Origin of the sequence: Pseudomonas sp. PSE1(2024) (assembly GCF_050990555.1) — a bacterium.
Taxonomy (GTDB): domain Bacteria; phylum Pseudomonadota; class Gammaproteobacteria; order Pseudomonadales; family Pseudomonadaceae; genus Aquipseudomonas; species Aquipseudomonas aphyarum.
Map to the genome: position 1 here is coordinate 5,746,473 of NZ_CP158967.1, position 23,918 is coordinate 5,770,390.

Annotated in this window: 28 protein-coding genes and 1 tRNA gene; all 29 read right to left on the minus strand. The window is 55.5% G+C overall.

Annotated features, from left to right (window positions below):
• Position 1: 1 nt before the first annotated feature.
• Positions 2-394 (minus strand): 30S ribosomal protein S8, encoded by a 393-nt coding sequence (gene rpsH, locus ABTV87_RS26175; protein WP_011336171.1) that lies wholly within the window; start codon positions 392-394, stop codon positions 2-4.
• 209 nt (positions 395-603) lie between these two features.
• Positions 604-909, minus strand: a complete 306-nt coding sequence (gene rpsN / locus ABTV87_RS26180) for a 30S ribosomal protein S14 (protein WP_007955639.1) — start codon at positions 907-909, stop codon at positions 604-606.
• 13 nt (positions 910-922) lie between these two features.
• Complete coding sequence (gene rplE / locus ABTV87_RS26185) at positions 923-1,462, minus strand: 50S ribosomal protein L5 (RefSeq protein ID WP_003210069.1); 540 nt, start codon at positions 1,460-1,462, stop codon at positions 923-925.
• A 20-nt stretch (positions 1,463-1,482) separates the two neighbouring features.
• Complete coding sequence (gene rplX, locus ABTV87_RS26190) at positions 1,483-1,797, minus strand: 50S ribosomal protein L24 (RefSeq protein ID WP_003186046.1); 315 nt, start codon at positions 1,795-1,797, stop codon at positions 1,483-1,485.
• An 11-nt stretch (positions 1,798-1,808) separates the two neighbouring features.
• Positions 1,809-2,177 (minus strand): 50S ribosomal protein L14, encoded by a 369-nt coding sequence (gene rplN / locus ABTV87_RS26195; protein WP_002555479.1) that lies wholly within the window; start codon positions 2,175-2,177, stop codon positions 1,809-1,811.
• Positions 2,178-2,200: 23 nt separating this feature from the next.
• Positions 2,201-2,467 (minus strand): 30S ribosomal protein S17, encoded by a 267-nt coding sequence (gene rpsQ, locus ABTV87_RS26200; RefSeq protein ID WP_003194644.1) that lies wholly within the window; start codon positions 2,465-2,467, stop codon positions 2,201-2,203.
• Between the two features lie 2 nt (positions 2,468-2,469).
• A complete protein-coding gene (rpmC, locus tag ABTV87_RS26205) occupies positions 2,470-2,661 on the minus strand; it encodes a 50S ribosomal protein L29 (RefSeq protein WP_002555481.1) in 192 nt (63 codons plus the stop codon).
• Positions 2,661-3,074 (minus strand): 50S ribosomal protein L16, encoded by a 414-nt coding sequence (gene rplP, locus ABTV87_RS26210; protein WP_003228729.1) that lies wholly within the window; start codon positions 3,072-3,074, stop codon positions 2,661-2,663. The genes rpmC and rplP overlap by 1 nt, the downstream gene beginning before the upstream one ends.
• A 12-nt stretch (positions 3,075-3,086) precedes the next feature.
• Positions 3,087-3,773 carry a 30S ribosomal protein S3 gene (gene rpsC, locus ABTV87_RS26215; RefSeq protein WP_003176422.1) on the minus strand — a complete coding sequence of 229 codons (687 nt, stop codon included), beginning with the start codon at positions 3,771-3,773 and terminating at the stop codon, positions 3,087-3,089.
• Positions 3,774-3,786: 13 nt separating this feature from the next.
• A complete protein-coding gene (gene rplV, locus ABTV87_RS26220; RefSeq protein ID WP_003103908.1) occupies positions 3,787-4,119 on the minus strand; it encodes a 50S ribosomal protein L22 in 333 nt (110 codons plus the stop codon).
• 11 nt (positions 4,120-4,130) lie between these two features.
• A complete protein-coding gene (gene rpsS, locus ABTV87_RS26225) occupies positions 4,131-4,406 on the minus strand; it encodes a 30S ribosomal protein S19 (RefSeq protein WP_003228731.1) in 276 nt (91 codons plus the stop codon).
• Positions 4,407-4,422: 16 nt separating this feature from the next.
• Positions 4,423-5,247: a 50S ribosomal protein L2 gene (gene rplB / locus ABTV87_RS26230; protein WP_007955640.1), complete on the minus strand. Its 825-nt coding sequence runs from the start codon at positions 5,245-5,247 to the stop codon at positions 4,423-4,425.
• A gap of 14 nt (positions 5,248-5,261) precedes the next feature.
• A complete protein-coding gene (gene rplW / locus ABTV87_RS26235) occupies positions 5,262-5,561 on the minus strand; it encodes a 50S ribosomal protein L23 (protein ID WP_002555488.1) in 300 nt (99 codons plus the stop codon).
• A complete protein-coding gene (gene rplD / locus ABTV87_RS26240) occupies positions 5,558-6,160 on the minus strand; it encodes a 50S ribosomal protein L4 (RefSeq protein WP_003228735.1) in 603 nt (200 codons plus the stop codon). The genes rplW and rplD overlap by 4 nt, the downstream gene beginning before the upstream one ends.
• Before the next feature lie 12 nt (positions 6,161-6,172).
• Positions 6,173-6,808, minus strand: coding sequence for a 50S ribosomal protein L3 (gene rplC, locus ABTV87_RS26245; RefSeq protein WP_007955641.1), 636 nt, complete (start codon positions 6,806-6,808; stop codon positions 6,173-6,175).
• 80 nt (positions 6,809-6,888) lie between these two features.
• Positions 6,889-7,200, minus strand: coding sequence for a 30S ribosomal protein S10 (gene rpsJ, locus ABTV87_RS26250; protein WP_003186070.1), 312 nt, complete (start codon positions 7,198-7,200; stop codon positions 6,889-6,891).
• Between the two features lie 157 nt (positions 7,201-7,357).
• Positions 7,358-8,551 (minus strand): elongation factor Tu, encoded by a 1,194-nt coding sequence (gene tuf / locus ABTV87_RS26255; protein ID WP_010220303.1) that lies wholly within the window; start codon positions 8,549-8,551, stop codon positions 7,358-7,360.
• Positions 8,552-8,582: 31 nt separating this feature from the next.
• Positions 8,583-10,688 (minus strand): elongation factor G, encoded by a 2,106-nt coding sequence (fusA, locus tag ABTV87_RS26260; RefSeq protein ID WP_039772423.1) that lies wholly within the window; start codon positions 10,686-10,688, stop codon positions 8,583-8,585.
• 30 nt (positions 10,689-10,718) lie between these two features.
• A complete protein-coding gene (gene rpsG, locus ABTV87_RS26265) occupies positions 10,719-11,192 on the minus strand; it encodes a 30S ribosomal protein S7 (protein WP_007957592.1) in 474 nt (157 codons plus the stop codon).
• Between the two features lie 108 nt (positions 11,193-11,300).
• Entirely contained in the window at positions 11,301-11,672 is a 372-nt protein-coding gene (gene rpsL, locus ABTV87_RS26270) for a 30S ribosomal protein S12 (RefSeq protein WP_003186084.1), read from the minus strand.
• A 215-nt stretch (positions 11,673-11,887) separates the two neighbouring features.
• The gene (rpoC, locus tag ABTV87_RS26275; protein ID WP_007957594.1) at positions 11,888-16,087 is read right to left on the minus strand and encodes a DNA-directed RNA polymerase subunit beta'; all 4,200 of its coding nucleotides are present in this window, start codon (positions 16,085-16,087) and stop codon (positions 11,888-11,890) included.
• 63 nt (positions 16,088-16,150) lie between these two features.
• The gene (gene rpoB, locus ABTV87_RS26280) at positions 16,151-20,224 is read right to left on the minus strand and encodes a DNA-directed RNA polymerase subunit beta (RefSeq protein WP_007957595.1); all 4,074 of its coding nucleotides are present in this window, start codon (positions 20,222-20,224) and stop codon (positions 16,151-16,153) included.
• 220 nt (positions 20,225-20,444) lie between these two features.
• The gene (gene rplL, locus ABTV87_RS26285) at positions 20,445-20,810 is read right to left on the minus strand and encodes a 50S ribosomal protein L7/L12 (protein WP_033703494.1); all 366 of its coding nucleotides are present in this window, start codon (positions 20,808-20,810) and stop codon (positions 20,445-20,447) included.
• Between the two features lie 79 nt (positions 20,811-20,889).
• Entirely contained in the window at positions 20,890-21,390 is a 501-nt protein-coding gene (rplJ, locus tag ABTV87_RS26290) for a 50S ribosomal protein L10 (RefSeq protein ID WP_007957597.1), read from the minus strand.
• A gap of 198 nt (positions 21,391-21,588) precedes the next feature.
• Positions 21,589-22,284 (minus strand): 50S ribosomal protein L1, encoded by a 696-nt coding sequence (rplA, locus tag ABTV87_RS26295; RefSeq protein WP_003228754.1) that lies wholly within the window; start codon positions 22,282-22,284, stop codon positions 21,589-21,591.
• Entirely contained in the window at positions 22,284-22,715 is a 432-nt protein-coding gene (gene rplK / locus ABTV87_RS26300) for a 50S ribosomal protein L11 (protein ID WP_003228756.1), read from the minus strand. Before rplK ends, rplA begins: the two co-directional genes overlap by 1 nt.
• 117 nt (positions 22,716-22,832) lie before the next feature.
• Positions 22,833-23,366 (minus strand): transcription termination/antitermination protein NusG, encoded by a 534-nt coding sequence (gene nusG, locus ABTV87_RS26305; protein ID WP_007957598.1) that lies wholly within the window; start codon positions 23,364-23,366, stop codon positions 22,833-22,835.
• A 9-nt stretch (positions 23,367-23,375) separates the two neighbouring features.
• Positions 23,376-23,744 (minus strand): preprotein translocase subunit SecE, encoded by a 369-nt coding sequence (gene secE / locus ABTV87_RS26310; protein ID WP_007957600.1) that lies wholly within the window; start codon positions 23,742-23,744, stop codon positions 23,376-23,378.
• A gap of 45 nt (positions 23,745-23,789) precedes the next feature.
• Positions 23,790-23,865, minus strand: a tRNA-Trp gene (locus tag ABTV87_RS26315).
• Between the last annotated feature and the right edge of the window lie 53 nt (positions 23,866-23,918).

Sequence of the window (23,918 nt, forward strand, 5' to 3'; positions counted from 1 at the left end):
CTTAGAACACAGTGCAAAGAACTTCGCCGCCGACACCGGCAGCGCGCGCAGCACGATCAGTCATCACACCTTTGTTGGTGGAGACGATAGACACACCGAGACCGCCACGTACTTTTGGCAGCTCTTCGACGGACTTGTACTGACGCAGGCCTGGACGGCTAACGCGCTTCACTTCCTCGATGACCGGACGGCCTTCGAAGTATTTCAGCTCGATGGACAGCAGTGGTTTGGTTTCGCTGCTGATCTGATAACCCGCGATGTAACCTTCGTCCTTCAGGACTTTTGCTACAGCCACCTTCAACGTGGAAGACGGCATGCTTACGACGGACTTTTCAGCCATCTGGGCATTACGGATTCGAGTTAGCATGTCCGCTAACGGGTCCTGCATACTCATGGGCTAGACGCTCCTAATACAGAAAAATTAGCCTTGCGGCTACTACTTGTCGCCGAGAAATTCCGGGTATAAAAAACACGGGCTCAGGCGAGCCGGTCATTCTAGACATACCCCAGAAATGAATCAAGCCCCAAAAGGGGCTTGATTCAAGTTCAAGGCCACCGATGGTCAGGTTCTTTCGACCCCGACCATCAAGGCTTTGACAGCAATTACCAGCTGGCTTTAACCAGACCTGGAACGTCACCACGCATTGCCGCTTCACGCAGTTTGTTACGGCCGAGGCCGAACTTGCGGTAAACGCCGTGCGGACGACCAGTCAGGCGGCAACGGTTACGCATGCGCGAAGCGCTTGCGTCACGTGGTTGCTTCTGCAGAGCTACGGTAGCTTCCCAACGCGCTTCTGGACTTGCGTTCAGATCAACGATGATAGCTTTCAGCGCTGCACGCTTGACGGCGTACTTGGCAACGGTGAGCTGACGCTTCAGCTCACGGTTTTTCATGCTCTTCTTGGCCATTTTCCTACTCCAATCAGTTGCGGAACGGGAATTTGAAAGCACGCAGCAGAGCGCGGCCTTCATCATCGTTCTTGGCAGTGGTGGTCAGGGTAATGTCCAGACCGCGGAGAGCATCGATCTTGTCGTAGTCGATTTCCGGGAAAATGATCTGCTCTTTCACGCCCATGCTGTAGTTGCCACGACCATCGAAGGACTTGGCATTCAGGCCGCGGAAGTCGCGAACCCGAGGCAGGGAGATCGACAGCAGACGATCCAGGAACTCGTACATACGCTCACGGCGCAGGGTCACTTTGACGCCGATCGGCCAACCTTCACGGACTTTAAAGCCAGCGATGGATTTGCGAGCGTAGGTCACAACGACTTTCTGGCCGGTGATCTTTTCCAGGTCAGCAACAGCGTGCTCGATGACTTTTTTGTCGCCGATCGCTTCGCCCAGACCCATGTTCAGGGTGATTTTGGTAACGCGCGGAACTTCCATCACGTTCGAAAGCTTAAGTTCTTCCTTAAGTTTCGGAGCGATTTCCTTCCGGTAAATCTCTTTTAGTCGTGCCATGGTCTTCTACCTAGCAGTGTTCAAGCATCAACCGCTTTTTGGGTCGACTTGAAGACACGAATTTTCTTACCGTCTTCTACTTTGAAACCAACGCGGTCAGCCTTGTTGGTTTCGCCGTTGAAGATGGCGACGTTGGAAGCGTGCAGTGGCGCTTCTTTCTCGACGATACCGCCCTGTACGCCCGACATCGGGTTAGGCTTGGTATGACGCTTGACCAGGTTCAGACCACCAACAACCAGACGGTTGTCAGCAAGAACCTTCAGCACCTTACCGCGCTTACCTTTGTCTTTGCCGGCGATCACGATGATCTCGTCGTCACGACGAATCTTTTGCATGTCGGATCTCCTTACAGCACTTCTGGGGCGAGCGAGACGATCTTCATGAACTTCTCAGTACGAAGTTCACGGGTCACTGGCCCAAAGATACGGGTGCCGATCGGCTCTTGCTTGTTGTTCAGAAGAACAGCAGCGTTGCCATCAAAGCGGATAATGGAGCCATCAGCACGACGTACGCCGTGACGAGTGCGGACTACAACAGCAGTCATCACTTGGCCTTTTTTCACCTTACCGCGAGGAATTGCTTCCTTCACGGTAACTTTGATGATGTCACCGATACCAGCGTAACGACGATGGGAGCCACCCAGCACCTTGATGCACATAACGCGGCGAGCGCCGCTGTTATCGGCCACATCGAGCATGGATTGAGTCTGAATCATATAATTTCTCCGACCCCTAGCCCTTAGACTTCCACAGCGCGTTCGAGAACATCAACCAGCGCCCAAGACTTGGTCTTGGCCATCGGACGAGTTTCACGAATAGTGACTTTGTCGCCGATGTGGCACTGATTGGTTTCGTCGTGCGCGTGCAGCTTAGTCGAACGCTTAACGTATTTACCGTAGATCGGGTGCTTAACGCGACGCTCGATCAGAACGGTGATGGTTTTGTCCATCTTGTCGCTGACAACACGGCCAGTCAGCGTACGGACAGTTTTTTCGGCTTCAGCCATGATCACTTACCTGCCTGCTGGTTGAGCACAGTCTTCACGCGAGCGATGTCACGCTTAACTTGCGAGAGCAGATGAGACTGCCCCAACTGGCCAGTTGCTTTCTGCATGCGCAGATTGAACTGGTCGCGCAGCAAGCCGAGCAGTTGCTCGTTCAGCTGCTGTGCGGATTTTTCACGAAGTTCATTCGCTTTCATCACATCACCGTCCGTTTAACAAAGGAGGTGGCGAGCGGCAGCTTTGCAGCAGCCAGGGCGAAAGCCTCACGCGCCAGCTCTTCAGAAACACCCTCGATTTCATACAGGACTTTGCCTGGCTGAATCTGGGCAACCCAGTACTCCACGTTACCCTTACCTTTACCCATACGAACCTCGAGAGGCTTCTTGGAGATCGGCTTGTCCGGGAATACACGGATCCAGATCTTGCCGCCACGTTTTACGTGACGGGTCAGAGCACGACGCGCTGACTCGATCTGACGAGCGGTGAGACGACCACGAGCTACAGACTTCAGCGCGAACTCGCCGAAGCTGACTTTGCTACCGCGCAGTGCCAGACCACGGTTGTGGCCGGTCATCTGCTTGCGGAACTTCGTACGCTTAGGTTGCAACATTTGGCGTACCCCTTACTTAGCAGCTTTTTTACGAGGCGCTGGTGCTTGTGGCTTCAGCTCTTCTTGGCGACCACCAATTACTTCGCCTTTGAAGATCCAAACCTTTACACCGATCACACCGTAAGTGGTGTGAGCTTCGTAGTTGGCATAGTCGATGTCGGCACGCAGGGTGTGCAGTGGCACACGACCTTCGCGATACCATTCAGTACGTGCGATTTCAGCACCGCCGAGACGACCGCTCACTTGGATTTTGATGCCTTTGGCACCAATGCGCATGGCGTTCTGTACAGCGCGCTTCATGGCGCGACGGAACATTACACGACGCTCCAGCTGCTGAGCTACGCTCTGCGCAACCAGCATACCGTCGAGCTCCGGCTTGCGGATCTCTTCGATATTGATGTGCACAGGCACACCCATTTGCTTGGTCAGGTCCTGACGCAGTTTCTCAACATCTTCACCTTTCTTCCCGATAACGATACCTGGACGAGCGGTGTGGATGGTGATGCGTGCAGTTTGGGCCGGACGATGGATATCGATACGGCTTACGGACGCGCTTTTTAGTTTGTCTTGGAGGTATTCACGCACCTTCAGATCAGCGAACAAGTAGTCCGCATAAGTCCGACCGTCTGCGTACCAGACGGAGGTGTGCTCCTTGACGATTCCCAGGCGAATGCCAATGGGATGTACTTTCTGACCCATCTCTTCGACTCCGTTACTTGTCAGCAACCTTGACAGTGATATGGCAAGACCGCTTGACGATGCGATCAGCACGGCCTTTGGCACGTGGCATGATGCGCTTCAGCGAACGCCCTTCGTTGACGAAAACGGTGCTGACCTTCAGGTCATCAACGTCTGCGCCTTCGTTATGCTCGGCGTTGGCTACGGCCGACTCCAGCACTTTTTTCATGATCTCGGCGGCTTTCTTACTGCTGAAAGCCAACAGGTTGAGCGCTTCGCCCACCTTCTTCCCGCGGATCTGGTCGGCGACCAAGCGGGCTTTCTGGGCGGAGATTCGAGCGCCCGACAACTTAGCGGCTACTTCCATTTCCTTACCCCTTAACGCTTGGCTTTCTTGTCTGCCACGTGCCCGCGATAAGTGCGGGTACCGGCAAACTCGCCCAGTTTGTGGCCGACCATGTCTTCGTTTACGAGAACTGGGACGTGCTGACGACCGTTGTGTACAGCGATGGTCAGACCGACCATTTGTGGCAGGATCATCGAACGACGCGACCAAGTCTTAATTGGTTTGCGATCGTTCTTTTCCGCCGCCACTTCGATCTTCTTCAGTAGGTGAAGATCAATAAAAGGACCTTTTTTCAGAGAACGTGGCACTGTCGTATCCCTCTATTTACTTGCGACGACGGACGATCATTTTGTCGGTACGCTTATTACCACGAGTCTTCGCGCCCTTAGTCGGGAAGCCCCATGGCGATACCGGATGACGACCACCAGAGGTACGACCTTCACCACCACCATGTGGGTGGTCAACCGGGTTCATGGCAACACCACGAACGGTTGGGCGAACGCCACGCCAGCGCTTGGCACCAGCTTTACCCAGCGAACGCAGGCTGTGCTCGGAGTTCGAGACTTCGCCCAGGGTCGCACGGCACTCAGCCAGTACTTTACGCATTTCACCGGAACGCAGACGCAGGGTCACGTAAACGCCTTCACGAGCGATCAGCTGAGCCGAAGCACCAGCGGAACGAGCGATCTGTGCGCCTTTACCTGGCTTCAGTTCGATGCCGTGTACGGTAGAACCGACTGGAATGTTGCGCAGTTGCAGAGCGTTACCTGGCTTGATTGGAGCCAGGGCACCTGCGATCAGCGTGTCGCCAGCACTCACGCCTTTAGGGGCGATGATGTAGCGGCGCTCGCCGTCTGCGTAGCAGAGCAGTGCGATGTGAGCAGTACGGTTTGGATCGTATTCGATACGCTCGACAGTGGCGACGATGCCATCTTTGTCGTTGCGACGGAAATCGACCATACGGTAATGCTGCTTATGGCCACCACCGATGTGACGAGTGGTAATACGGCCATTGTTGTTACGACCACCAGACTTCGATTTTTTCTCGAGCAGCGGTGCGTGAGGAGCGCCTTTATGCAGCTCCTGGTTGACCACCTTGACCACAAAACGGCGGCCAGGGGAAGTCGGTTTGCATTTAACGATTGCCATGATGCACCCCTTCCTTACTCAGCACTGCTGCTGAAATCGAGATCTTGGCCTGGCTGAAGGGAGATAACTGCCTTCTTCCAGTCATTACGCTTGCCCAGACCGCGAGCGGTGCGCTTGCTCTTACCCAGAACGTTCAGGGTAGTAACACGCTCAACTTTCACGCTGAACAGGCTTTCGACGGCCTTCTTGATTTCCAGCTTGGTTGCGTCAGTAGCAACCTTGAAAACGAACTGGCCTTTCTTGTCTGCCAGAACCGTAGCCTTCTCGGAAACGTGCGGGCCAAGCAGAACTTTAAATACGCGTTCCTGGTTCATCCCAGCAGCTCCTCGAATTTCTTCACGGCCGACACGGTGATCAACACCTTGTCGTATGCGATCAGACTAACTGGATCGGAACCTTGCACGTCACGTACATCTACGTGTGGCAGGTTGCGAGCAGCCAGGTACAGGTTCTGATCAACAGCGTCCGACACGATCAGAACGTCGGTCAGGCTCATGTTGTTCAGTTTGCCCAGCAGGTCTTTGGTTTTCGGAGTTTCAACTGCGAAATCCTGAACCACGACCAGACGATCAGTACGCACCAGCTCAGCAAGGATGGAACGCATTGCTGCGCGATACATCTTCTTGTTCAGCTTCTGGGAGTGATCCTGTGGACGAGCTGCGAAAGTGGTGCCGCCGCCGCGCCAGATTGGGCTACGGATAGTACCGGCACGAGCACGGCCAGTACCTTTCTGACGCCATGGGCGCTTACCGCCACCACGAACGTCGGAACGGGTCTTTTGCTGCTTGCTACCTTGACGGCCGCCGGCCATGTAGGCCACGACTGCTTGGTGAACCAGCGTCTCGTTGAATTCGCCGCCAAATGTCAGTTCGGAAACTTCGATCGCTTGAGCGTCATTTACATTTAATTGCATGTCAGCTTCCCCTTAACCGCGAGCCTTGGCTGCTGGACGTACAACCAGGTTGCCGCCAGTAGCGCCAGGAACAGCACCCTTGACCAGCAACAGATTGCGTTCAGCGTCCACGCGCACTACTTCCAGGGACTGCACGGTCACGCGCTCAGCGCCCATATGACCGGACATTTTTTTGCCCTTGAATACACGACCAGGAGTCTGGCACTGGCCGATAGAGCCTGGGACGCGGTGGGATACGGAGTTACCGTGGGTGTTATCTTGCCCGCGGAAATTCCAACGCTTGATCGTACCCTGGAAGCCTTTACCTTTGGACTGACCGGTTACATCAACCAGTTGACCAGCAGCGAAGATTTCAGCGTTGATCAGATCGCCGGCCTGGTACTCGCCTTCTTCAAGGCGGAATTCCATTACGGTACGACCAGCGGCAACGTTCGCCTTGGCGAAGTGGCCAGCCTGAGCAGCTGTTACACGGGAAGCACGACGCTCGCCGACAGTGACCTGCACTGCACGATAGCCATCGGTTTCTTCAGTTTTGAACTGGGTGACGCGATTCGGCTCGATCTCAATGACCGTGACCGGAATGGAGACACCTTCTTCGGTGAAAATACGGGTCATACCCGCTTTACGACCGACTACACCAATAGTCATGTTGTAAACCTCATGAGTGTACGGGGCTTTCACCCGCTATGGCCGCCCATTTCAGAGCGTTACACGACCAAGACCGAGTCTTAGCCGAGGCTGATCTGCACTTCCACACCGGCCGCAAGATCAAGCTTCATAAGTGCATCAACGGTTTTATCCGTTGGCTGGACGATGTCCAGAACGCGCTTATGAGTGCGGATCTCGTACTGGTCACGCGCGTCTTTGTTGACGTGCGGGGAAACCAGAACGGTGAACCGCTCTTTACGGGTAGGCAGTGGAATTGGACCACGCACTTGAGCACCAGTACGTTTCGCGGTTTCCACGATTTCCTGGGTTGATTGGTCGATCAGGCGATGGTCAAAAGCCTTCAACCTGATACGGATTTGCTGATTTTGCATTGGATTTCAGACTCCGGCTGCTATTCCCACCGGGCGCAATACGCCCGTTAAAAGGAGGCGCAATTCTATAGACGCCCCAGATAGGTGTCAACCCAATAAAAAAGCCCCCGCTAAGCGGGGGCTTTTTCAACTCATCAAAGCTGACTCAATAAAGAGATCACTCGATGATTTTAGCTACGACGCCAGCACCAACGGTACGGCCGCCTTCACGGATTGCAAAACGCAGACCGTCTTCCATCGCGATGGTTTTGATCAGGGTAACAGTCATCTGAATGTTGTCACCTGGCATTACCATTTCAACGCCTTCTGGCAGCTCGCAGTTACCAGTCACGTCAGTAGTACGGAAGTAGAACTGTGGACGGTAGCCTTTGAAGAACGGAGTGTGACGGCCGCCTTCTTCCTTGCTCAGAACGTAAACTTCTGCGGTGAACTTGGTGTGCGGCTTAACCGAACCCGGCTTAACCAGAACCTGACCACGCTCAACGTCGTCACGCTTGGTGCCACGCAGCAGAACGCCGCAGTTCTCGCCAGCACGACCTTCGTCCAGCAGCTTGCGGAACATCTCAACACCGGTGCAGGTGGTGGTGGTGGTGTCACGCAGACCAACGATTTCCAGGGCGTCTTGAACGCGAACGATACCGCGCTCGATACGACCGGTCACAACAGTACCGCGACCCGAGATCGAGAACACGTCTTCGATTGGCATCAGGAAAGGCTTGTCGATAGCACGCTCTGGCTCTGGGATGTAGCTGTCCAGAGTTTCCACCAGCTTCTTGACAGCGGTGGTGCCCATTTCGTTGTCGTCTTTGCCTTCCAGCGCCATACGAGCCGAACCGATGATGATCGGAGTGTCGTCGCCTGGGAAGTCGTAGGTGGACAGCAGGTCGCGAACTTCCATCTCAACCAGTTCCAGCAGCTCAGCGTCGTCTACCAGGTCAGCCTTGTTCAGGAAAACCACGATGTACGGAACGCCTACCTGACGGGACAGCAGGATGTGCTCACGGGTTTGCGGCATCGGACCATCAGCGGCCGAGCAAACCAGGATCGCGCCGTCCATCTGCGCAGCACCAGTGATCATGTTCTTCACGTAGTCAGCGTGACCTGGGCAGTCAACGTGAGCGTAGTGACGAATGTTCGAGTTGTACTCAACGTGCGCGGTGTTGATGGTGATACCGCGAGCTTTTTCTTCTGGAGCGCTGTCGATCTTGTCGAATTCAACTACGGCCGAACCGAAAACTTCGGAGCAGACGCGAGTCAGAGCAGCGGTCAGAGTGGTTTTACCGTGGTCAACGTGGCCGATGGTGCCAACGTTTACGTGCGGTAGGGAACGATCAAATTTTTCTTTAGCCACGACAATTAACTCCTAGCCTAAAGGGGCTGAATCAGCCTTGTTTTTTGGTAACGGATTCGACGATGTGCGACGGAGCCGTATCGTATTTTTTGAATTCCATAGAGTAGCTTGCGCGACCCTGGGACATGGAACGAACGTCGGTCGCATAACCGAACATCTCACCCAGTGGAACTTCGGCACGGATAACCTTGCCGGACACTGTGTCTTCCATACCCTGGATCATGCCGCGACGACGGTTAAGGTCGCCCATCACATCACCCATATAGTCTTCAGGCGTAACAACCTCTACCGCCATGATCGGCTCGAGCAACTCACCACCACCCTTCTGGGCCAGTTGCTTGGTCGCCATGGAAGCAGCCACTTTAAACGCCATCTCGTTGGAGTCGACGTCGTGGTAAGAACCATCGAACACGGTAGCCTTCAGGCCGATCAGCGGATAGCCGGCAACAACGCCGTTCTTCATCTGCTCTTCGATACCCTTCTGGATAGCCGGGATGTATTCCTTAGGAACCACACCACCCACTACTTCGTTCAGGAATTGCAGACCTTCCTGACCTTCGTCAGCAGGAGCAAAGCGAATCCAGCAATGACCGAACTGGCCACGACCGCCGGACTGACGAACGAACTTGCCTTCGATTTCGCAGTTCTTCGTGATGCGCTCACGGTACGAAACCTGCGGCTTGCCGATGTTGGCTTCGACGTTGAACTCACGGCGCATCCGGTCAACCAGGATGTCCAGGTGCAGCTCGCCCATGCCGGAGATGATCGTTTGACCAGTCTCTTCATCAGTTTTAACGCGGAAAGACGGGTCTTCCTGAGCAAGCTTGCCCAGAGCGATACCCATTTTTTCCTGGTCATCCTTGGTCTTAGGCTCTACGGCAACCGAAATAACCGGCTCCGGGAAGTCCATGCGAACCAGGATGATTGGCTTGTCAGCGTTGCAGAGGGTTTCACCAGTGGTGACGTCCTTCATGCCGATCAGGGCCGCGATGTCGCCAGCGCGTACTTCCTTGATCTCTTCACGGGCGTTTGCGTGCATTTGCACCATACGACCCACGCGCTCTTTTTTGCCTTTAACCGAGTTGATCACGCCGTCGCCGGAGTTCAACACGCCCGAGTAAACGCGGACGAAGGTCAAGGTACCCACGAATGGGTCGGTAGCGATCTTGAACGCCAGGGCCGCGAACGGCTCGTCGTCGCTTGCATGACGCTCCATCTCTTCTTCCTCGTTATCAGGGTTGGAACCCTTGATAGCAGGAATGTCGGTCGGAGCAGGCAGGAAGTCGATAACGGCGTCGAGAACCAGGGGAACGCCCTTGTTCTTGAACGAAGAACCGCAAACAGCCAGAACGATTTCGCCGGCGATAGTACGTGCACGCAAAGCAGCCTTGATCTCTTCGATCGACAGCTCTTCACCTTCCAGGTACTTGTTCATCAGGTCTTCGTTGGCTTCGGCGGCGGCTTCAACCATGTTGTTGCGCCACTCTTCAGCCAGCTCGAGCATGTCCGCAGGGATTTCCTTGCGAACCGGAACCATACCCTTGTCAGAGTCGTTCCAGTAGACAGCTTGCATGTTGATCAGGTCGATCTGGCCCTGGAAGTTGTCTTCCGAACCGATAGCCAGCTGGATCGGCACCGGAGTGTGACCCAGACGCTGTTTGATCTGACCGATCACGCGCAGGAAGTTGGCACCAGCACGGTCCATCTTGTTTACGTAAACAAGACGTGGAACGCCGTATTTGTTGGCCTGACGCCATACGGTTTCCGACTGAGGCTCAACACCCGAAGTACCGCAGAACACAACGACAGCGCCGTCGAGTACGCGCAGGGAACGTTCTACTTCAATGGTGAAGTCTACGTGGCCCGGGGTATCGATTACGTTGAAGCGATGCTCGTGTGGGTACTGCTTCTCGGAACCTTTCCAGAAGGCGGTAATGGCAGCAGAAGTAATGGTAATACCACGCTCCTGCTCCTGAACCATCCAGTCTGTGGTCGCGGCGCCGTCATGCACCTCGCCCATTTTGTGACTTTTGCCAGTGTAAAAAAGGACGCGCTCGGTGGTGGTGGTTTTACCAGCATCCACGTGAGCGACGATACCGATGTTACGGTAGCGACTAATCGGAGTAGTACGAGCCATAAAGCCCTCGCAAAATTAGTGAAGCTAAAATTAGAAGCGGTAGTGCGAGAAAGCTTTGTTAGCTTCGGCCATACGGTGCACGTCTTCACGCTTCTTAACAGCAGCACCTTTACCTTCAGCAGCATCCAGCAGCTCGCCAGCCAAGCGCAGAGCCATAGACTTCTCGCCGCGCTTGCGGGCGAAGTCTACCAACCAGCGCATTGCCAGAGCGTTACGACGGGACGGACGAACCTCGACCGGAACCTGGTAAGTAGCACCACCAACGCGGCGCGACTTCACTTCGACCAGCGGAGCGATGGCGTCGAGTGCTTTTTCGAAGAGTTCCAGGGGATCGGTGCCGGTCTTGCGAGCCGCAACGGTTTCCAGGGCACCATAAACGATACGTTCGGCAACGGCTTTCTTGCCGCTTTCCATAACGTGGTTCATGAATTTGGCGAGGATTTGGCTTCCGTATTTCGGATCGTCCAGAATCTCACGCTTTGCTGCTACGCGACGTCTTGGCATTGATAAGCCCTCAAACGGTCTTCAGGTTAGCTCGGGACAGATCCAGTGGATGCGCGCCCGACCTTACTCTTATCGACTCAATAAAATGAAAATCTGCAAAACGGCCGATTACTTCGGACGCTTGGTACCGTACTTCGAACGACCTTGGTTACGACCTTTAACACCGGAAGTATCCAGGGAGCCGCGAACGGTGTGGTAACGAACACCTGGCAAGTCTTTTACACGACCGCCGCGGATCAGTACCACGCTGTGCTCTTGCAGGTTGTGGCCTTCACCACCGATGTACGAGGAAACCTCGAAACCGTTGGTCAGACGCACACGGCATACTTTACGCAGTGCCGAGTTAGGTTTTTTCGGCGTAGTGGTGTACACACGGGTGCACACGCCACGACGTTGCGGGCAGTTCTGCAGCGCAGGCACGTCGGATTTCTCGACGATACGCTTACGCGGCTGACGTACCAGCTGGTTGATAGTTGCCATCTACTAGCTCCACTGTTGTCTTGCGACGCTATTGTCTTGCAAGAAAAGCAAAATGGCAGGAACGAATTCCCGCCAAATTTAGGGGATCAAGAGTCTAAAGAGGATCTTGTCCCCAGTCAAGGCAAGGCCCCGACCTCCCCGCTCGTCGAACCTCGACAAATTGTCTCGATTCGATGAACGGCTTGATCAGGGCCTCAGCTCATTTTTCGCAGAACTCAGTTACCGCTCGAGTTCAGCGCTTCGGTCAGTGCAGCTTCCACTTCACTGGCGCTTACGCGCAACGGCTTGTCTGCATCACGACGACGCTTGCGCTCGCTGTGATAAGCCAGACCGGTACCGGCCGGGATCAGACGACCCACGACCACGTTTTCTTTCAGGCCGCGCAGGTAATCGCGCTTGCCGGTTACGGCCGCTTCGGTCAGTACGCGGGTGGTTTCCTGGAAGGAAGCCGCCGAGATGAACGATTCGGTCGACAACGACGCCTTGGTGATACCCAGCAGAACGCGGGTGAACTTGGAGACAAACTTGTCTTCCGCATTCAGACGCTCGTTCTCTACCAGAACGTGAGTCAGTTCCATCTGGTCGCCCTTGATGAAGCTGGAATCGCCGGACTCGGAGATCTCAACTTTACGCAGCATCTGACGCAGGATGGTCTCGATGTGCTTGTCGTTGATCTTCACGCCTTGCAGACGGTAAACGTCCTGGATCTCGTTGACGATGTACTTGGCCAGCGCGCTCACACCCAGCAGACGCAGGATGTCGTGCGGATCGCTCGGACCGTCGGAGATAACTTCGCCGCGGTTTACCTGCTCGCCTTCGAACACGTTCAGGTGACGCCACTTCGGAATCAGCTCTTCGTACGGATCGCTACCGTCGTTCGGAGTGATGACCAGACGGCGCTTGCCTTTGGTCTCTTTACCGAACGCGATGGTGCCGCTGACTTCAGCCAGAATCGACGCTTCTTTCGGACGACGGGCTTCGAACAGGTCGGCAACACGCGGCAGACCACCGGTGATGTCACGGGTTTTCGAAGTTTCTTGCGGGATACGAGCGATAACATCACCGATCGCAATCTTCGCACCGTCCGCAACACCGACCAGGGCGTTGGCTGGCAGGAAGTACTGAGCGATAACGTCAGTGCCTGGCAGCAACAGATCCTTGCCGTTGTCATCAACCATCTTCACCGCAGGACGAATGTCCTTGCCGGCAGCCGGACGGTCTTTGGCATCGAGTACTTCAATGTTGGTCATACCGGTCAATTCGTCAGTCTGACGCTTGATCGTGATGCCTTCTTCCATGCCCACGTAGGTCACGGTACCTTTCATTTCGGTAACGATCGGGTGAGTGTGCGGATCCCACTTGGCCACGATTGCGCCAGCGTCGACCTTGTCACCTTCTTTAACCGAAATCACGGCACCGTACGGCAGCTTGTAACGCTCGCGCTCACGACCGAAGTCGTCAGCGATTGCCAGCTCACCGGAACGGGACACAGCAACCAGGTTGCCATCCACACGCTCAACGTGTTTCAGGTTGTGCAGACGGACGGTACCGCCATTCTTCACCTGAACGCTGTCGGCTGCGGAAGTACGGCTTGCCGCACCACCGATGTGGAACGTACGCATCGTCAGCTGGGTACCCGGCTCACCGATGGACTGGGCAGCGATAACGCCGACCGCTTCACCGATGTTCACCTGGTGACCACGAGCCAGGTCACGGCCGTAGCACTTGGCGCAAATGCCATAGCGGGTTTCGCAGCTGATCGGCGAACGCACGATCACTTCGTCGATGCTGTTCAGCTCGATGAACTCGACCCACTTCTCGTCTACCAGGGTGCCAGCAGGAACGATGACGTCCTCGGTACCCGGCTTGAATACGTCACGGGCAATGACACGACCCAATACGCGTTCACCCAACGGCTCTACAACGTCACCGCCTTCAATGTGCGGAGTCATCAGCAGACCGTGTTCGGTGCCGCAATCGATCTCGGTCACGACCAGATCCTGCGCCACGTCTACCAGACGACGAGTCAGGTAACCGGAGTTCGCAGTTTTCAACGCGGTATCCGCCAGACCTTTACGAGCACCGTGAGTCGAGATGAAGTACTGAAGTACGCTCAAACCTTCACGGAAGTTCGCAGTAATCGGCGTTTCAATGATGGAACCGTCCGGCTTGGCCATCAGACCACGCATACCGGCCAGCTGACGGATCTGTGCTGCGGAACCCCGCGCACCCGAGTCGGCCATCATGTACATCGAGTTGAACGATTCTTGCTCGACTTCGTCGCCGTGACGGTCGATGACTTTCTCTTTCGAGAGGTTGGCCATCATCGCCTTGGAGACTTCGTCGTTCGCTTTCGACCAAAGGTCGATCACTTTGTTGTACTTCTCGCCCTGGGTTACCAGGCCGGAGGCGTACTGGCTCTCGATCTCTTTCACTTCGTCGGTGGCAGCACCGATGATGCGGGCTTTTTCATCCGGGATAACGAAGTCGTTAACACCGATGGAAACGCCGGAGATGGTCGAGTAGGCAAAACCGGTGTACATCAACTGGTCAGCGAAGATCACGGTCTCTTTCAGACCAACCACGCGGTAGCACTGGTTGATCAGCTTGGAGATCGCCTTTTTCTTCATCGGCAGGTTGACGACGTCGAACGACAGACCTTTTGGCACAACCTGGAACAGCAGCGCACGGCCGACAGTGGTGTCGACGATACGGGTGTTGTTCACGCTGTTGCCGTCACGATCGTTCACGGTTTCGTTGATACGAACCTTGATCTTGGCGTGCAGTGCGGCTTCGCCGGCACGGAACACACGGTCAACTTCCTGCAGATCCGCGAACACACGACCTTCGCCCTTGGCGTTGATCGCTTCACGGGTCATGTAGTACAGACCCAGTACAACGTCCTGCGACGGAACGATGATTGGCTCACCGTTGGCTGGCGACAGAATGTTGTTGGTCGACATCATCAGCGCACGCGCTTCGAGCTGGGCTTCCAGCGTCAGCGGTACGTGCACGGCCATTTGGTCGCCGTCGAAGTCGGCGTTGTACGCGGCGCAGACCAGAGGGTGCAGCTGGATAGCCTTACCTTCGATCAGTACCGGTTCAAACGCCTGGATGCCCAGACGGTGAAGAGTCGGTGCACGGTTGAGGAGGACCGGGTGTTCGCGAATCACTTCAGCGAGAACGTCCCAAACTTCCGGCAGCTCGCGCTCGACCATTTTCTTGGCGGCTTTGATGGTGGTCGCCAGACCACGCATTTCCAGCTTGCCGAAAATGAACGGCTTGAACAGCTCGAGAGCCATCTTCTTCGGCAGACCGCACTGGTGCAGACGCAGGGTCGGACCTACGGTAATTACCGAACGACCGGAGTAGTCAACACGCTTACCGAGCAAGTTCTGACGGAAACGACCTTGCTTACCCTTGATCATGTCAGCCAGGGATTTCAGAGGACGCTTGTTGGAACCTGTGATAGCGCGACCACGACGACCGTTGTCGAGCAGTGCATCGACAGCTTCCTGCAACATACGCTTTTCGTTGCGCACGATGATGTCCGGAGCGGACAGATCCAGCAGGCGCTTCAAACGGTTGTTACGGTTGATCACTCGACGATACAGATCGTTGAGGTCGGAAGTCGCGAAACGACCGCCATCCAGCGGGACCAGTGGACGCAGATCTGGCGGCAGAACCGGCAGAACAGTCAGCACCATCCACTCTGGCAGGTTGCCGGAACCCTGGAAGGCTTCCATCAACTTCAGACGCTTGGACAGCTTCTTGATCTTGGTTTCGGAGTTGGTTTGCGGAATCTCTTCACGCAGACGGCCAATCTCGTGTTCCAGGTCGATAGCGTGCAGCAGTTCGCGGACAGCTTCGGCACCCATGCGGGCGTCGAAATCGTCACCGAATTCTTCCAGCGCTTCGAAGTACTGCTCATCGTTCAGCAGCTGACCTTTTTCAAGAGTGGTCATGCCCGGGTCGATAACGACATAGCTCTCGAAGTAGAGAACGCGTTCGATATCACGCAGGGTCATGTCCATCAGCAGGCCGATACGGGACGGCAGCGATTTCAGGAACCAGATGTGGGCAACCGGCGAAGCCAGTTCGATGTGCGCCATGCGCTCACGACGAACCTTGGCCAGCGCAACTTCAACGCCGCACTTCTCGCAGATCACACCACGGTGCTTCAAGCGCTTGTACTTACCGCACAGGCACTCGTAATCCTTTACCGGGCCAAAGATCTTGGCGCAGAACAGACCGTCACGCTCAGGTTTGAACGTACGGTAGTTGATGGTTTCCGGCTTTTTAACTTCACCGAACGACCACGAGCGGATCATCTCAGGCGAGGCCAATCCGATACGGATGGCGTCGAACTCTTCGACTTGACCCTGGTTTTTCAGCAAATTCAGTAGGTCTTTCAAGGCCTTTCCTCCTGGCGGAGCAGAGAGCGGGCAATCCTGCCCCGCTCTCGATCGCGTCACGTGTTATTCGGTTTCCAGATCGATATCGATGCCGAGGGAACGAATTTCCTTGATCAACACGTTGAAGGACTCGGGCATGCCCGGCTCCATACGGTGATCGCCGTCCACGATGTTTTTGTACATCTTGGTCCGGCCGTTCACATCGTCCGACTTCACTGTGAGCATTTCTTGCAGAGTGTAAGCAGCACCGTATGCTTCCAGTGCCCAGACCTCCATCTCCCCGAAACGCTGACCACCGAACTGCGCCTTACCACCCAGCGGCTGCTGGGTAACCAGGCTGTACGAACCGGTAGAACGCGCGTGCATCTTGTCGTCTACCAAGTGGTTCAGCTTCAGCATGTACATGTAGCCAACGGTAACTGGACGCTCGAACTTGTTGCCGGTACGGCCGTCGGTCAGCTGCATCTGGCCGCTTTCTGGCAGGTCTGCCAGTTTCAGCATGGCCTTGATTTCGCTTTCCTTGGCACCGTCGAACACTGGAGTGGCCATTGGAACACCGCCACGCAGGTTCTTCGCCAGATCCAGGATTTCCTGATCGGAGAAGCTGTCCAGATCTTCGTTACGACCGCCGATCTGGTTGTAGATCTCGTCCAGGAAGGTACGCAGCTCAGCGACTTTGCGCTGCTCTTCGACCATCCGGTTGATCTTCTCGCCCAGACCTTTGGCCGCGAGGCCCAGGTGGGTTTCAAGGATCTGACCAACGTTCATACGCGAAGGTACGCCCAGCGGGTTGAGGACCACGTCGACCGGGGTGCCATTGGCATCGTGCGGCATGTCTTCAACCGGCATGATCACGGAGACCACACCTTTGTTACCGTGACGACCGGCCATCTTGTCGCCCGGCTGGATGCGACGACGGATTGCCAGGTAAACCTTGACGATCTTCAGCACGCCTGGAGCCAGGTCATCGCCCTGCTGCAGTTTGCGCTTCTTGTCTTCGAACTTGTCGTCCAGCAGACGGCGGCGATCAACGATGTAGGCCTGAGCCTTCTCGAGCTGCTCGTTCAGAGCATCTTCAGCCATGCGCAGTTTGAACCACTGACCATGCTCAAGACCGTCGAGTACTTCGTCGGTGATGTCCTGACCTTTCTTCAGGCCCGCGCCGCCTTCAGCCTTGTGGCCTACCAGAGCGGAACGCAGACGTTCGAAGGTCGCGCCTTCAACGATGCGGAACTCTTCGTTCAGATCCTTGCGGATCTCGTCCAGCTGGGACTTCTCGATCGACAGTGCACGAGCATCACGCTCAACGCCGTCACGAGTGAAGACCTGTACGTCGATGACAGTACCTTTGGTGCCGGTTGGCACGCGCAGGGAGGTGTCTTTAACGTCGCTGGCTTTTTCACCGAAGATCGCACGCAGCAGTTTTTCTTCCGGAGTCAGCTGGGTCTCGCCTTTCGGAGTGACCTTGCCTACCAGGATGTCGCCTGCGCCGACTTCAGCACCTACGTAAACGATACCGGCTTCGTCCAGCTTGTTCAGAGCGGCTTCACCCACGTTCGGGATGTCCGCAGTGATTTCCTCTGGGCCAAGCTTGGTGTCACGGGCCACACAGGTCAGTTCCTGAATGTGGATAGTGGTGAAACGGTCTTCCTGAACCACACGCTCGGACAGGCAGATGGAGTCTTCGAAGTTGAAGCCGTTCCATGCCATGAACGCGATGCGCATGTTCTGACCCAGAGCCAGTTCACCCATGTCGGTGGACGGGCCGTCGGCCATGATGTCGCTACGCTGAACGCGATCACCTTTGCTCACCAGCGGACGCTGGTTGATGCAGGTGTTCTGGTTCGAGCGGGTGTATTTGGTCAGGTTGTAGATGTCGACACCAGCTTCGCCGGTTTCAACTTCGTCATCAGCAACACGAACCACGATACGACTGGCATCAACGGAGTCGATCACGCCGCCACGACGAGCCACGACGCAAACGCCGGAGTCGCGAGCCACGTTGCGCTCCATGCCGGTACCGACCAGCGGCTTGTCAGCACGCAGGGTTGGTACAGCCTGACGCTGCATGTTCGAACCCATCAACGCACGGTTGGCGTCGTCGTGCTCGAGGAACGGAATCAGCGACGCTGCAACCGAAACTACCTGCTTCGGCGAAACGTCCATCAAGGTGACGTCTTCCGGCGCCTTGACGGTGAATTCGTTCAGGTGACGCACGGCCACCAGTTCGTCGATCAGGACTTTCTGCTCGTTCATGGTCGCCGAAGCCTGCGCGATCACGTGATCGGCTTCTTCAATGGCGGACAGGAACACGATGTCGTCGGTGACCACACCCTCTTTCACCACACGGTACGGGCTCTCGAGGAAGCCGTACTGGTTGGTGCGAGCGTAAGCAGCCAGCGAGTTGATCAGACCGATGTTCGGACCTTCCGGCGTTTCAATCGGGCAGACACGACCGTAGTGAGTCGGGTGCACGTCACGGACTTCGAAGCCCGCGCGCTCACGAGTCAGACCGCCAGGGCCGAGTGCAGAGACACGACGCTTGTGGGTGATCTCGGACAGCGGGTTGTTCTGGTCCATGAACTGCGACAGCTGGCTGGAACCGAAGAACTCTTTCACCGCCGCAGCCACTGGCTTGGCGTTGATCAGGTCTTGCGGCATCAGGCCTTCGCTTTCAGCCATCGACAGACGCTCTTTGACCGCACGCTCAACACGTACCAGGCCAACGCGGAACTGGTTCTCGGCCATTTCGCCTACGCAGCGAACACGACGGTTACCCAGGTGGTCGATGTCGTCGACGATGCCTTTACCGTTACGGATGTCGACCAGAGTCTTCAGTACCGCGACGATGTCTTCCTTGCACAGCACGCCCGAACCTTCGATCTCGGTACGACCGATACGACGGTTGAACTTCATCCGGCCGACCGCAGACAGGTCATAGCGCTCAGGGCTGAAGAACAGGTTGTTGAACAGAGTCTCGGCAGCGTCTTTGGTTGGCGGCTCGCCTGGACGCATCATGCGATAGATCTCGACCAGCGCTTCCAATTGGTTGCTGGTGGAGTCGATCTTCAGAGTGTCGGAGACGAACGGACCGCAGTCGATGTCGTTGGTGTACAGAGTTTCGATGCGTACGACGCCGGCCTTGGCGATTTTCGCCAGGATCTCGGTCGACAGCTCGGTGTTGCACTCTGCCAGGATCTCACCGGTAGCCGGGTGCACGATCGCCTTGGCGGTGGTACGACCCAGAACGTAATCCAGAGGCACGTCCAGCTCTTTGATCCCGGCTTTTTCCAGCTGGTTGATGTGGCGGGCAGTAATACGACGGCCCTGCTCAACGATCACCTTGCCTTTGTCGTCCTGGATGTCGAGAACAGCAACTTCACCACGCAGGCGCTGAGGCACCAGCTCCAGGCTCAGGCCTTCGCCTTTCACGTGGAATACGTTGGTGGTGTAGAACGCGTCCAGCACTTCCTCGGTGGTATAACCGAGCGCGCGCAGCAGTACCGAGGCCGGCAGCTTACGACGACGGTCGATACGCACGAATACGCAGTCTTTCGGGTCGAACTCGAAGTCCAGCCACGAACCGCGGTAAGGAATGATGCGCGCGGAGTACAGCAGTTTGCCGGAGCTGTGCGTCTTGCCACGGTCGTGGTCGAAGAACACGCCCGGGGAACGGTGCAGCTGGGAAACGATAACACGCTCGGTACCGTTGATTACGAAGGTACCGTTCTCAGTCATCAATGGGATTTCACCCATGTAGACTTCTTGCTCTTTGATGTCCTTGATCGCTTTGTTCGACGATTCTTTGTCGAAAATGATCAGGCGCACTTTTACCCGCAAAGGTACGGCGAAAGTTACACCGCGCAATACGCATTCTTTGACATCAAATGCCGGTTCGCCCAGGCGATAACCGACGTACTCCAGCGCAGCATTGCCGGAGTAGCTGATGATCGGGAAAACGGATTTGAAGGCCGCATGCAGGCCCACGTCGCGGAACTGATCTTTAGTCGCTCCCGCTTGCAAGAATTCACGATACGAATCCAGCTGGATGGCCAGGAGGTAAGGCACATCCATGACGTCCGGCAACTTGCTAAAGTCCTTGCGGATACGTTTTTTCTCAGTATATGAGTAAGCCATCAGCGTTCCCCAGCTTGGTCACCTGCTTGTTTGGCCCCTCCCGACGGGAGCAGCCAGAAAATCGTGCAAACCCCATGGTTTGCGCCACCGCATCGGGTGGTTACAGCTCGTTATCAACACCAACCCAGTCGGCTGCCAATAACGGAAAAAGGCCGGTGGCAAGAGCCACCAGCCATCAGCCTGTCGCTTGACGCTCGGGCTGGAGGAGCAAAGTCGATGCTTACTTCAGCTCGACTTTAGCGCCTGCTTCTTCCAGCTTCTTCTTAGCGTCTTCAGCAGCTTCTTTCGAAACGCCTTCAGCTACAACCTGAGGAGCGCCGTCTACTTTCTCTTTGGCTTCTTTCAGGCCCAGACCGGTCAGTTCACGAACTGCCTTGATCACGTTAACCTTCTTCTCGCCAGCTTCCAGCAGAACAACGTTGAACTCGGTTTGCTCTTCAACAACAGCGGCAGCAGCAGCTGGACCAGCAGCAGCAACAGCAGCGGTCACGCCGAAGGTTTCTTCCATTGCCTTGATCAGCTCAACAACTTCCAGAACGGTTTTCTGGCCGATTGCTTCGATGATTTGTTCGTTAGTCAGAGACATGACTCAATTCCTGATTTGGTGGACAGCCTGTACGGCCGTCGAAATAAACAAAAATACGCGAGAGTGGAAACGCTCAGCCTCAGGCTGCAGCTGCTTCTTTCTGATCGCGAATTGCCGCCAGAGTACGAGCCAGCTTGCTGGTAGCGCCTTGAATCACGCTCATCAGTTTCGCAATAGCTTCGTCGCGAGTTGGCAGGCTTGCCAGCACGTCGATCTCATTCGCTGCGAGGAACTTGCCCTCGAACGAAGCTGCCTTGATCTCGAACTTATCCTGACCCTTGGCAAATTCCTTGAACAGACGAGCAGCAGCGCCCGGGTGTTCGTTGGAGAATGCAATCAGGGTCGGGCCGGTGAACACGTCGTTGAGGACACTGTAAGGAGTGTCAGCAACAGCGCGCTTGAGCAGGGTGTTACGTACAACACGTACGTAAACGCCAGCTTCACGAGCCTCTTTACGGAGTCCGGTCATTGCGCCTACTGTTACGCCACGGGCATCAACCACGACAGCGGACAGAGCGACTTTGGCAGCCTCGTTGACTTCAGCGACGATGGCCTTCTTGTCTTCGAGATTAATTGCCACGGGTTTAACTCCTGCTTGTTACCGTTTCATTCGATCGAAACCGAATGTCGTTTTGGTGTCTGATTCGGTAAGGAACCGGGAGCACCATCTGCGTAGGCTTGAGGTTTAAGACTTGCGTCGCCTACGGTCTTGGATAGCCCCCGCCAGGCAGGGACCCCAATCTTTCAATTGGCGCAGTCAACTGCGCCAATTCTTGTCTTACGCGTCCAGCGAGCTCTGGTCGATGACCAGACCTGGGCCCATAGTGGTGCTCAGGGTAACGCGCTTGACGTAGATACCTTTCGAAGAAGCTGGCTTGATACGCTTCAGATCAGCGATCAGGGCTTCAACGTTTTCCTTCAGCTTGACGGCATCGAAGCCGATCTTGCCAACGGAAGTGTGGATGATGCCGTTTTTGTCGGTGCGATAACGAACCTGACCAGCCTTGGCATTTTTAACCGCGGTAGCGACGTCTGGGGTAACAGTGCCGACTTTCGGGTTAGGCATCAGACCACGTGGACCGAGGATCTGACCCAGTTGACCTACAACGCGCATGGCATCCGGGGATGCAATCACTACGTCATAGTTCAGGTCGCCGCCTTTCATTTCGGCAGCCAGGTCGTCCATACCTACACGGTCAGCGCCGGCAGCCAGAGCGGCCTCAGCAGCTGGACCCTGGGTGAACACAGCAACGCGAACGGTCTTGCCAGTGCCGTGTGGCAGCACAGTAGCGCTACGAACGACCTGGTCGGATTTACGCGGGTCTACGCCCAGGTTTACAGCTACGTCGAACGACTCGCTGAACTTGACAGTCGACAGCTCGGCCAGCAGTGCAGCGGCGTCTACAATGTTGTAGGCCTTGCCTGCTTCGATTTTGCCGGCGATAGCCTTTTGACGCTTGGTCAGCTTAGCCATTACACACCCTCCACGTTAAGGCCCATGCTACGAGCAGAACCGGCGATAGTACGCACGGCTGCATCCATATCAGCTGCAGTCAGATCCGCGTTTTTGGTTTTCGCGATTTCTTCCAGCTGAGCACGGGTAACAGTGCCAACCTTAACGGTGTTCGGACGAGCGGAACCGCTGGTCAGACCGGCCGCCTTCTTCAGCAGAACCGAAGCAGGGGTGGATTTGGTTTCGAAAGTGAAGCTACGGTCGCTGTAGACAGTGATGATCACTGGAGTCGGCAGACCAGCTTCCAGACCCTGGGTACGGGCGTTGAAAGCTTTGCAGAATTCCATGATGTTCACGCCGTGCTGACCCAGAGCAGGACCAACAGGTGGGCTTGGGTTAGCCTGAGCGGCCTTCACTTGCAGCTTGATGTAAGCGGTAATCTTCTTGGCCATGAGGCACTCCAATTACGGGTTCGAACGCCTCGAAAGGCTCCCCGGTTACTTGCGCGTTTATCCCAGTGACGACAAAACCCCACAGCCTAGGGCTGCGGGGTTGGGATGCTTGCTCAGCTAGACCTTTTCGACCTGACTGAACTCCAACTCTACCGGAGTAGAGCGTCCGAAAATGAGCACCGCCACTTGGATCCGGCTCTTTTCGTAGTTAACTTCTTCAACAACACCGTTAAAGTCAGCGAACGGGCCATCATTGACTCGAACGGTTTCGCCTGGCTCGAACAGCGTCTTCGGCTTCGGCTTGTCGCTACCGTCAGCAACGCGACGCAGAATCGCCTCAGCTTCTTTATCTGTGATTGGTGCCGGCTTATCAGCAGTACCACCGATAAAACCCATCACCCGAGGAGTATCCTTGACCAAGTGCCAAGTACCCTCGTTCATGTCCATCTGAACCAGCACATAACCTGGGAAGAATTTGCGCTCGCTTTTGCGTTTCTGGCCATTACGCATTTCAACCACTTCTTCAGTGGGAACCAGAATTTCGCCGAAGCCATCTTCCATGCCAGCCAGCTTTACGCGCTCGATCAACGAACGCATTACATGCTTCTCGTAACCCGAGTAAGCATGCACAACGTACCAACGCTTAGCCACGGGACACCCTTAGCCGACAATCAAGGAAACAAGCCAGCCGAGCAGGGAATCAAGCCCCCACAACAGCAACGCCATAACCAGCACAACAGCCACAACAATCAGCGTGGTCTGCGTGGTTTCTTGGCGAGTTGGCCATACGACTTTACGAATCTCGGTGCGAGCTTCCTTAACCAGTACAAAGAAAGACTTGCCCTTGGCAGTCTGCAGGCCTACAAAGGCAGCTACAGCAGCAATAACAAGCAAAGCGAGTACACGGTACAGGATCGGCGAAGCAGCGTAATACTGATTGCCGACAACGCCAACAATTACCAAAGCGACTACGACGAGCCACTTGAGCAAATCGAAGCGAGAGCCTTGAGCTTCAGCTTTAGGAGTCATCTATGAAGATCCTGTGAAAAGAAAGCCAGACACACCGAGTGAATCTGGCAGGTCAGGAGGGAATCGAACCCCCAACCTACGGTTTTGGAGACCGTCGCTCTGCCAATTGAGCTACTGACCTAAAACAAAATCAGGCCGACCATTATGCCGGCCTGAAAAAGACATTACAACTAT

Coding starts and splice junctions, on each gene's coding strand:
- rpsL (WP_003186084.1), bottom strand. CDS start 11,672: ATGGCAACTATCAACCAGCTGGTACGTCAGCCGCGTAAGCGTATCGTC.
- rplP (WP_003228729.1), bottom strand. CDS start 3,074: ATGTTGCAACCTAAGCGTACGAAGTTCCGCAAGCAGATGACCGGCCAC.
- rpsH (WP_011336171.1), bottom strand. CDS start 394: ATGAGTATGCAGGACCCGTTAGCGGACATGCTAACTCGAATCCGTAAT.
- rplD (WP_003228735.1), bottom strand. CDS start 6,160: ATGCAATTAAATGTAAATGACGCTCAAGCGATCGAAGTTTCCGAACTG.
- rpsQ (WP_003194644.1), bottom strand. CDS start 2,467: ATGGCTGAAGCCGAAAAAACTGTCCGTACGCTGACTGGCCGTGTTGTC.
- rpsG (WP_007957592.1), bottom strand. CDS start 11,192: ATGCCAAGACGTCGCGTAGCAGCAAAGCGTGAGATTCTGGACGATCCG.
- rplB (WP_007955640.1), bottom strand. CDS start 5,247: ATGGCAATCGTTAAATGCAAACCGACTTCCCCTGGCCGCCGTTTTGTG.
- rpoB (WP_007957595.1), bottom strand. CDS start 20,224: ATGGCTTACTCATATACTGAGAAAAAACGTATCCGCAAGGACTTTAGC.
- rpmC (WP_002555481.1), bottom strand. CDS start 2,661: ATGAAAGCGAATGAACTTCGTGAAAAATCCGCACAGCAGCTGAACGAG.
- rplV (WP_003103908.1), bottom strand. CDS start 4,119: ATGGAAGTAGCCGCTAAGTTGTCGGGCGCTCGAATCTCCGCCCAGAAA.
- rpsN (WP_007955639.1), bottom strand. CDS start 909: ATGGCCAAGAAGAGCATGAAAAACCGTGAGCTGAAGCGTCAGCTCACC.
- rplC (WP_007955641.1), bottom strand. CDS start 6,808: ATGACTATTGGTGTAGTCGGTCGTAAAGCGGGTATGACCCGTATTTTC.
- rplE (WP_003210069.1), bottom strand. CDS start 1,462: ATGGCACGACTAAAAGAGATTTACCGGAAGGAAATCGCTCCGAAACTT.
- rplN (WP_002555479.1), bottom strand. CDS start 2,177: ATGATTCAGACTCAATCCATGCTCGATGTGGCCGATAACAGCGGCGCT.
- rplX (WP_003186046.1), bottom strand. CDS start 1,797: ATGCAAAAGATTCGTCGTGACGACGAGATCATCGTGATCGCCGGCAAA.
- rplK (WP_003228756.1), bottom strand. CDS start 22,715: ATGGCCAAGAAGATTACCGCTTACATCAAGCTGCAAGTGAAGGCCGCT.
- fusA (WP_039772423.1), bottom strand. CDS start 10,688: ATGGCTCGTACTACTCCGATTAGTCGCTACCGTAACATCGGTATCGTC.
- rplW (WP_002555488.1), bottom strand. CDS start 5,561: ATGAACCAGGAACGCGTATTTAAAGTTCTGCTTGGCCCGCACGTTTCC.
- rplA (WP_003228754.1), bottom strand. CDS start 22,284: ATGGCTAAGCTGACCAAGCGTCAAAAGGCTATCGCCGGCAAAATCGAA.
- rpsC (WP_003176422.1), bottom strand. CDS start 3,773: ATGGGTCAGAAAGTACATCCCATTGGCATTCGCCTGGGAATCGTCAAG.
- rplL (WP_033703494.1), bottom strand. CDS start 20,810: ATGTCTCTGACTAACGAACAAATCATCGAAGCAATCGGCCAGAAAACC.
- rpsJ (WP_003186070.1), bottom strand. CDS start 7,200: ATGCAAAATCAGCAAATCCGTATCAGGTTGAAGGCTTTTGACCATCGC.
- secE (WP_007957600.1), bottom strand. CDS start 23,744: ATGACTCCTAAAGCTGAAGCTCAAGGCTCTCGCTTCGATTTGCTCAAG.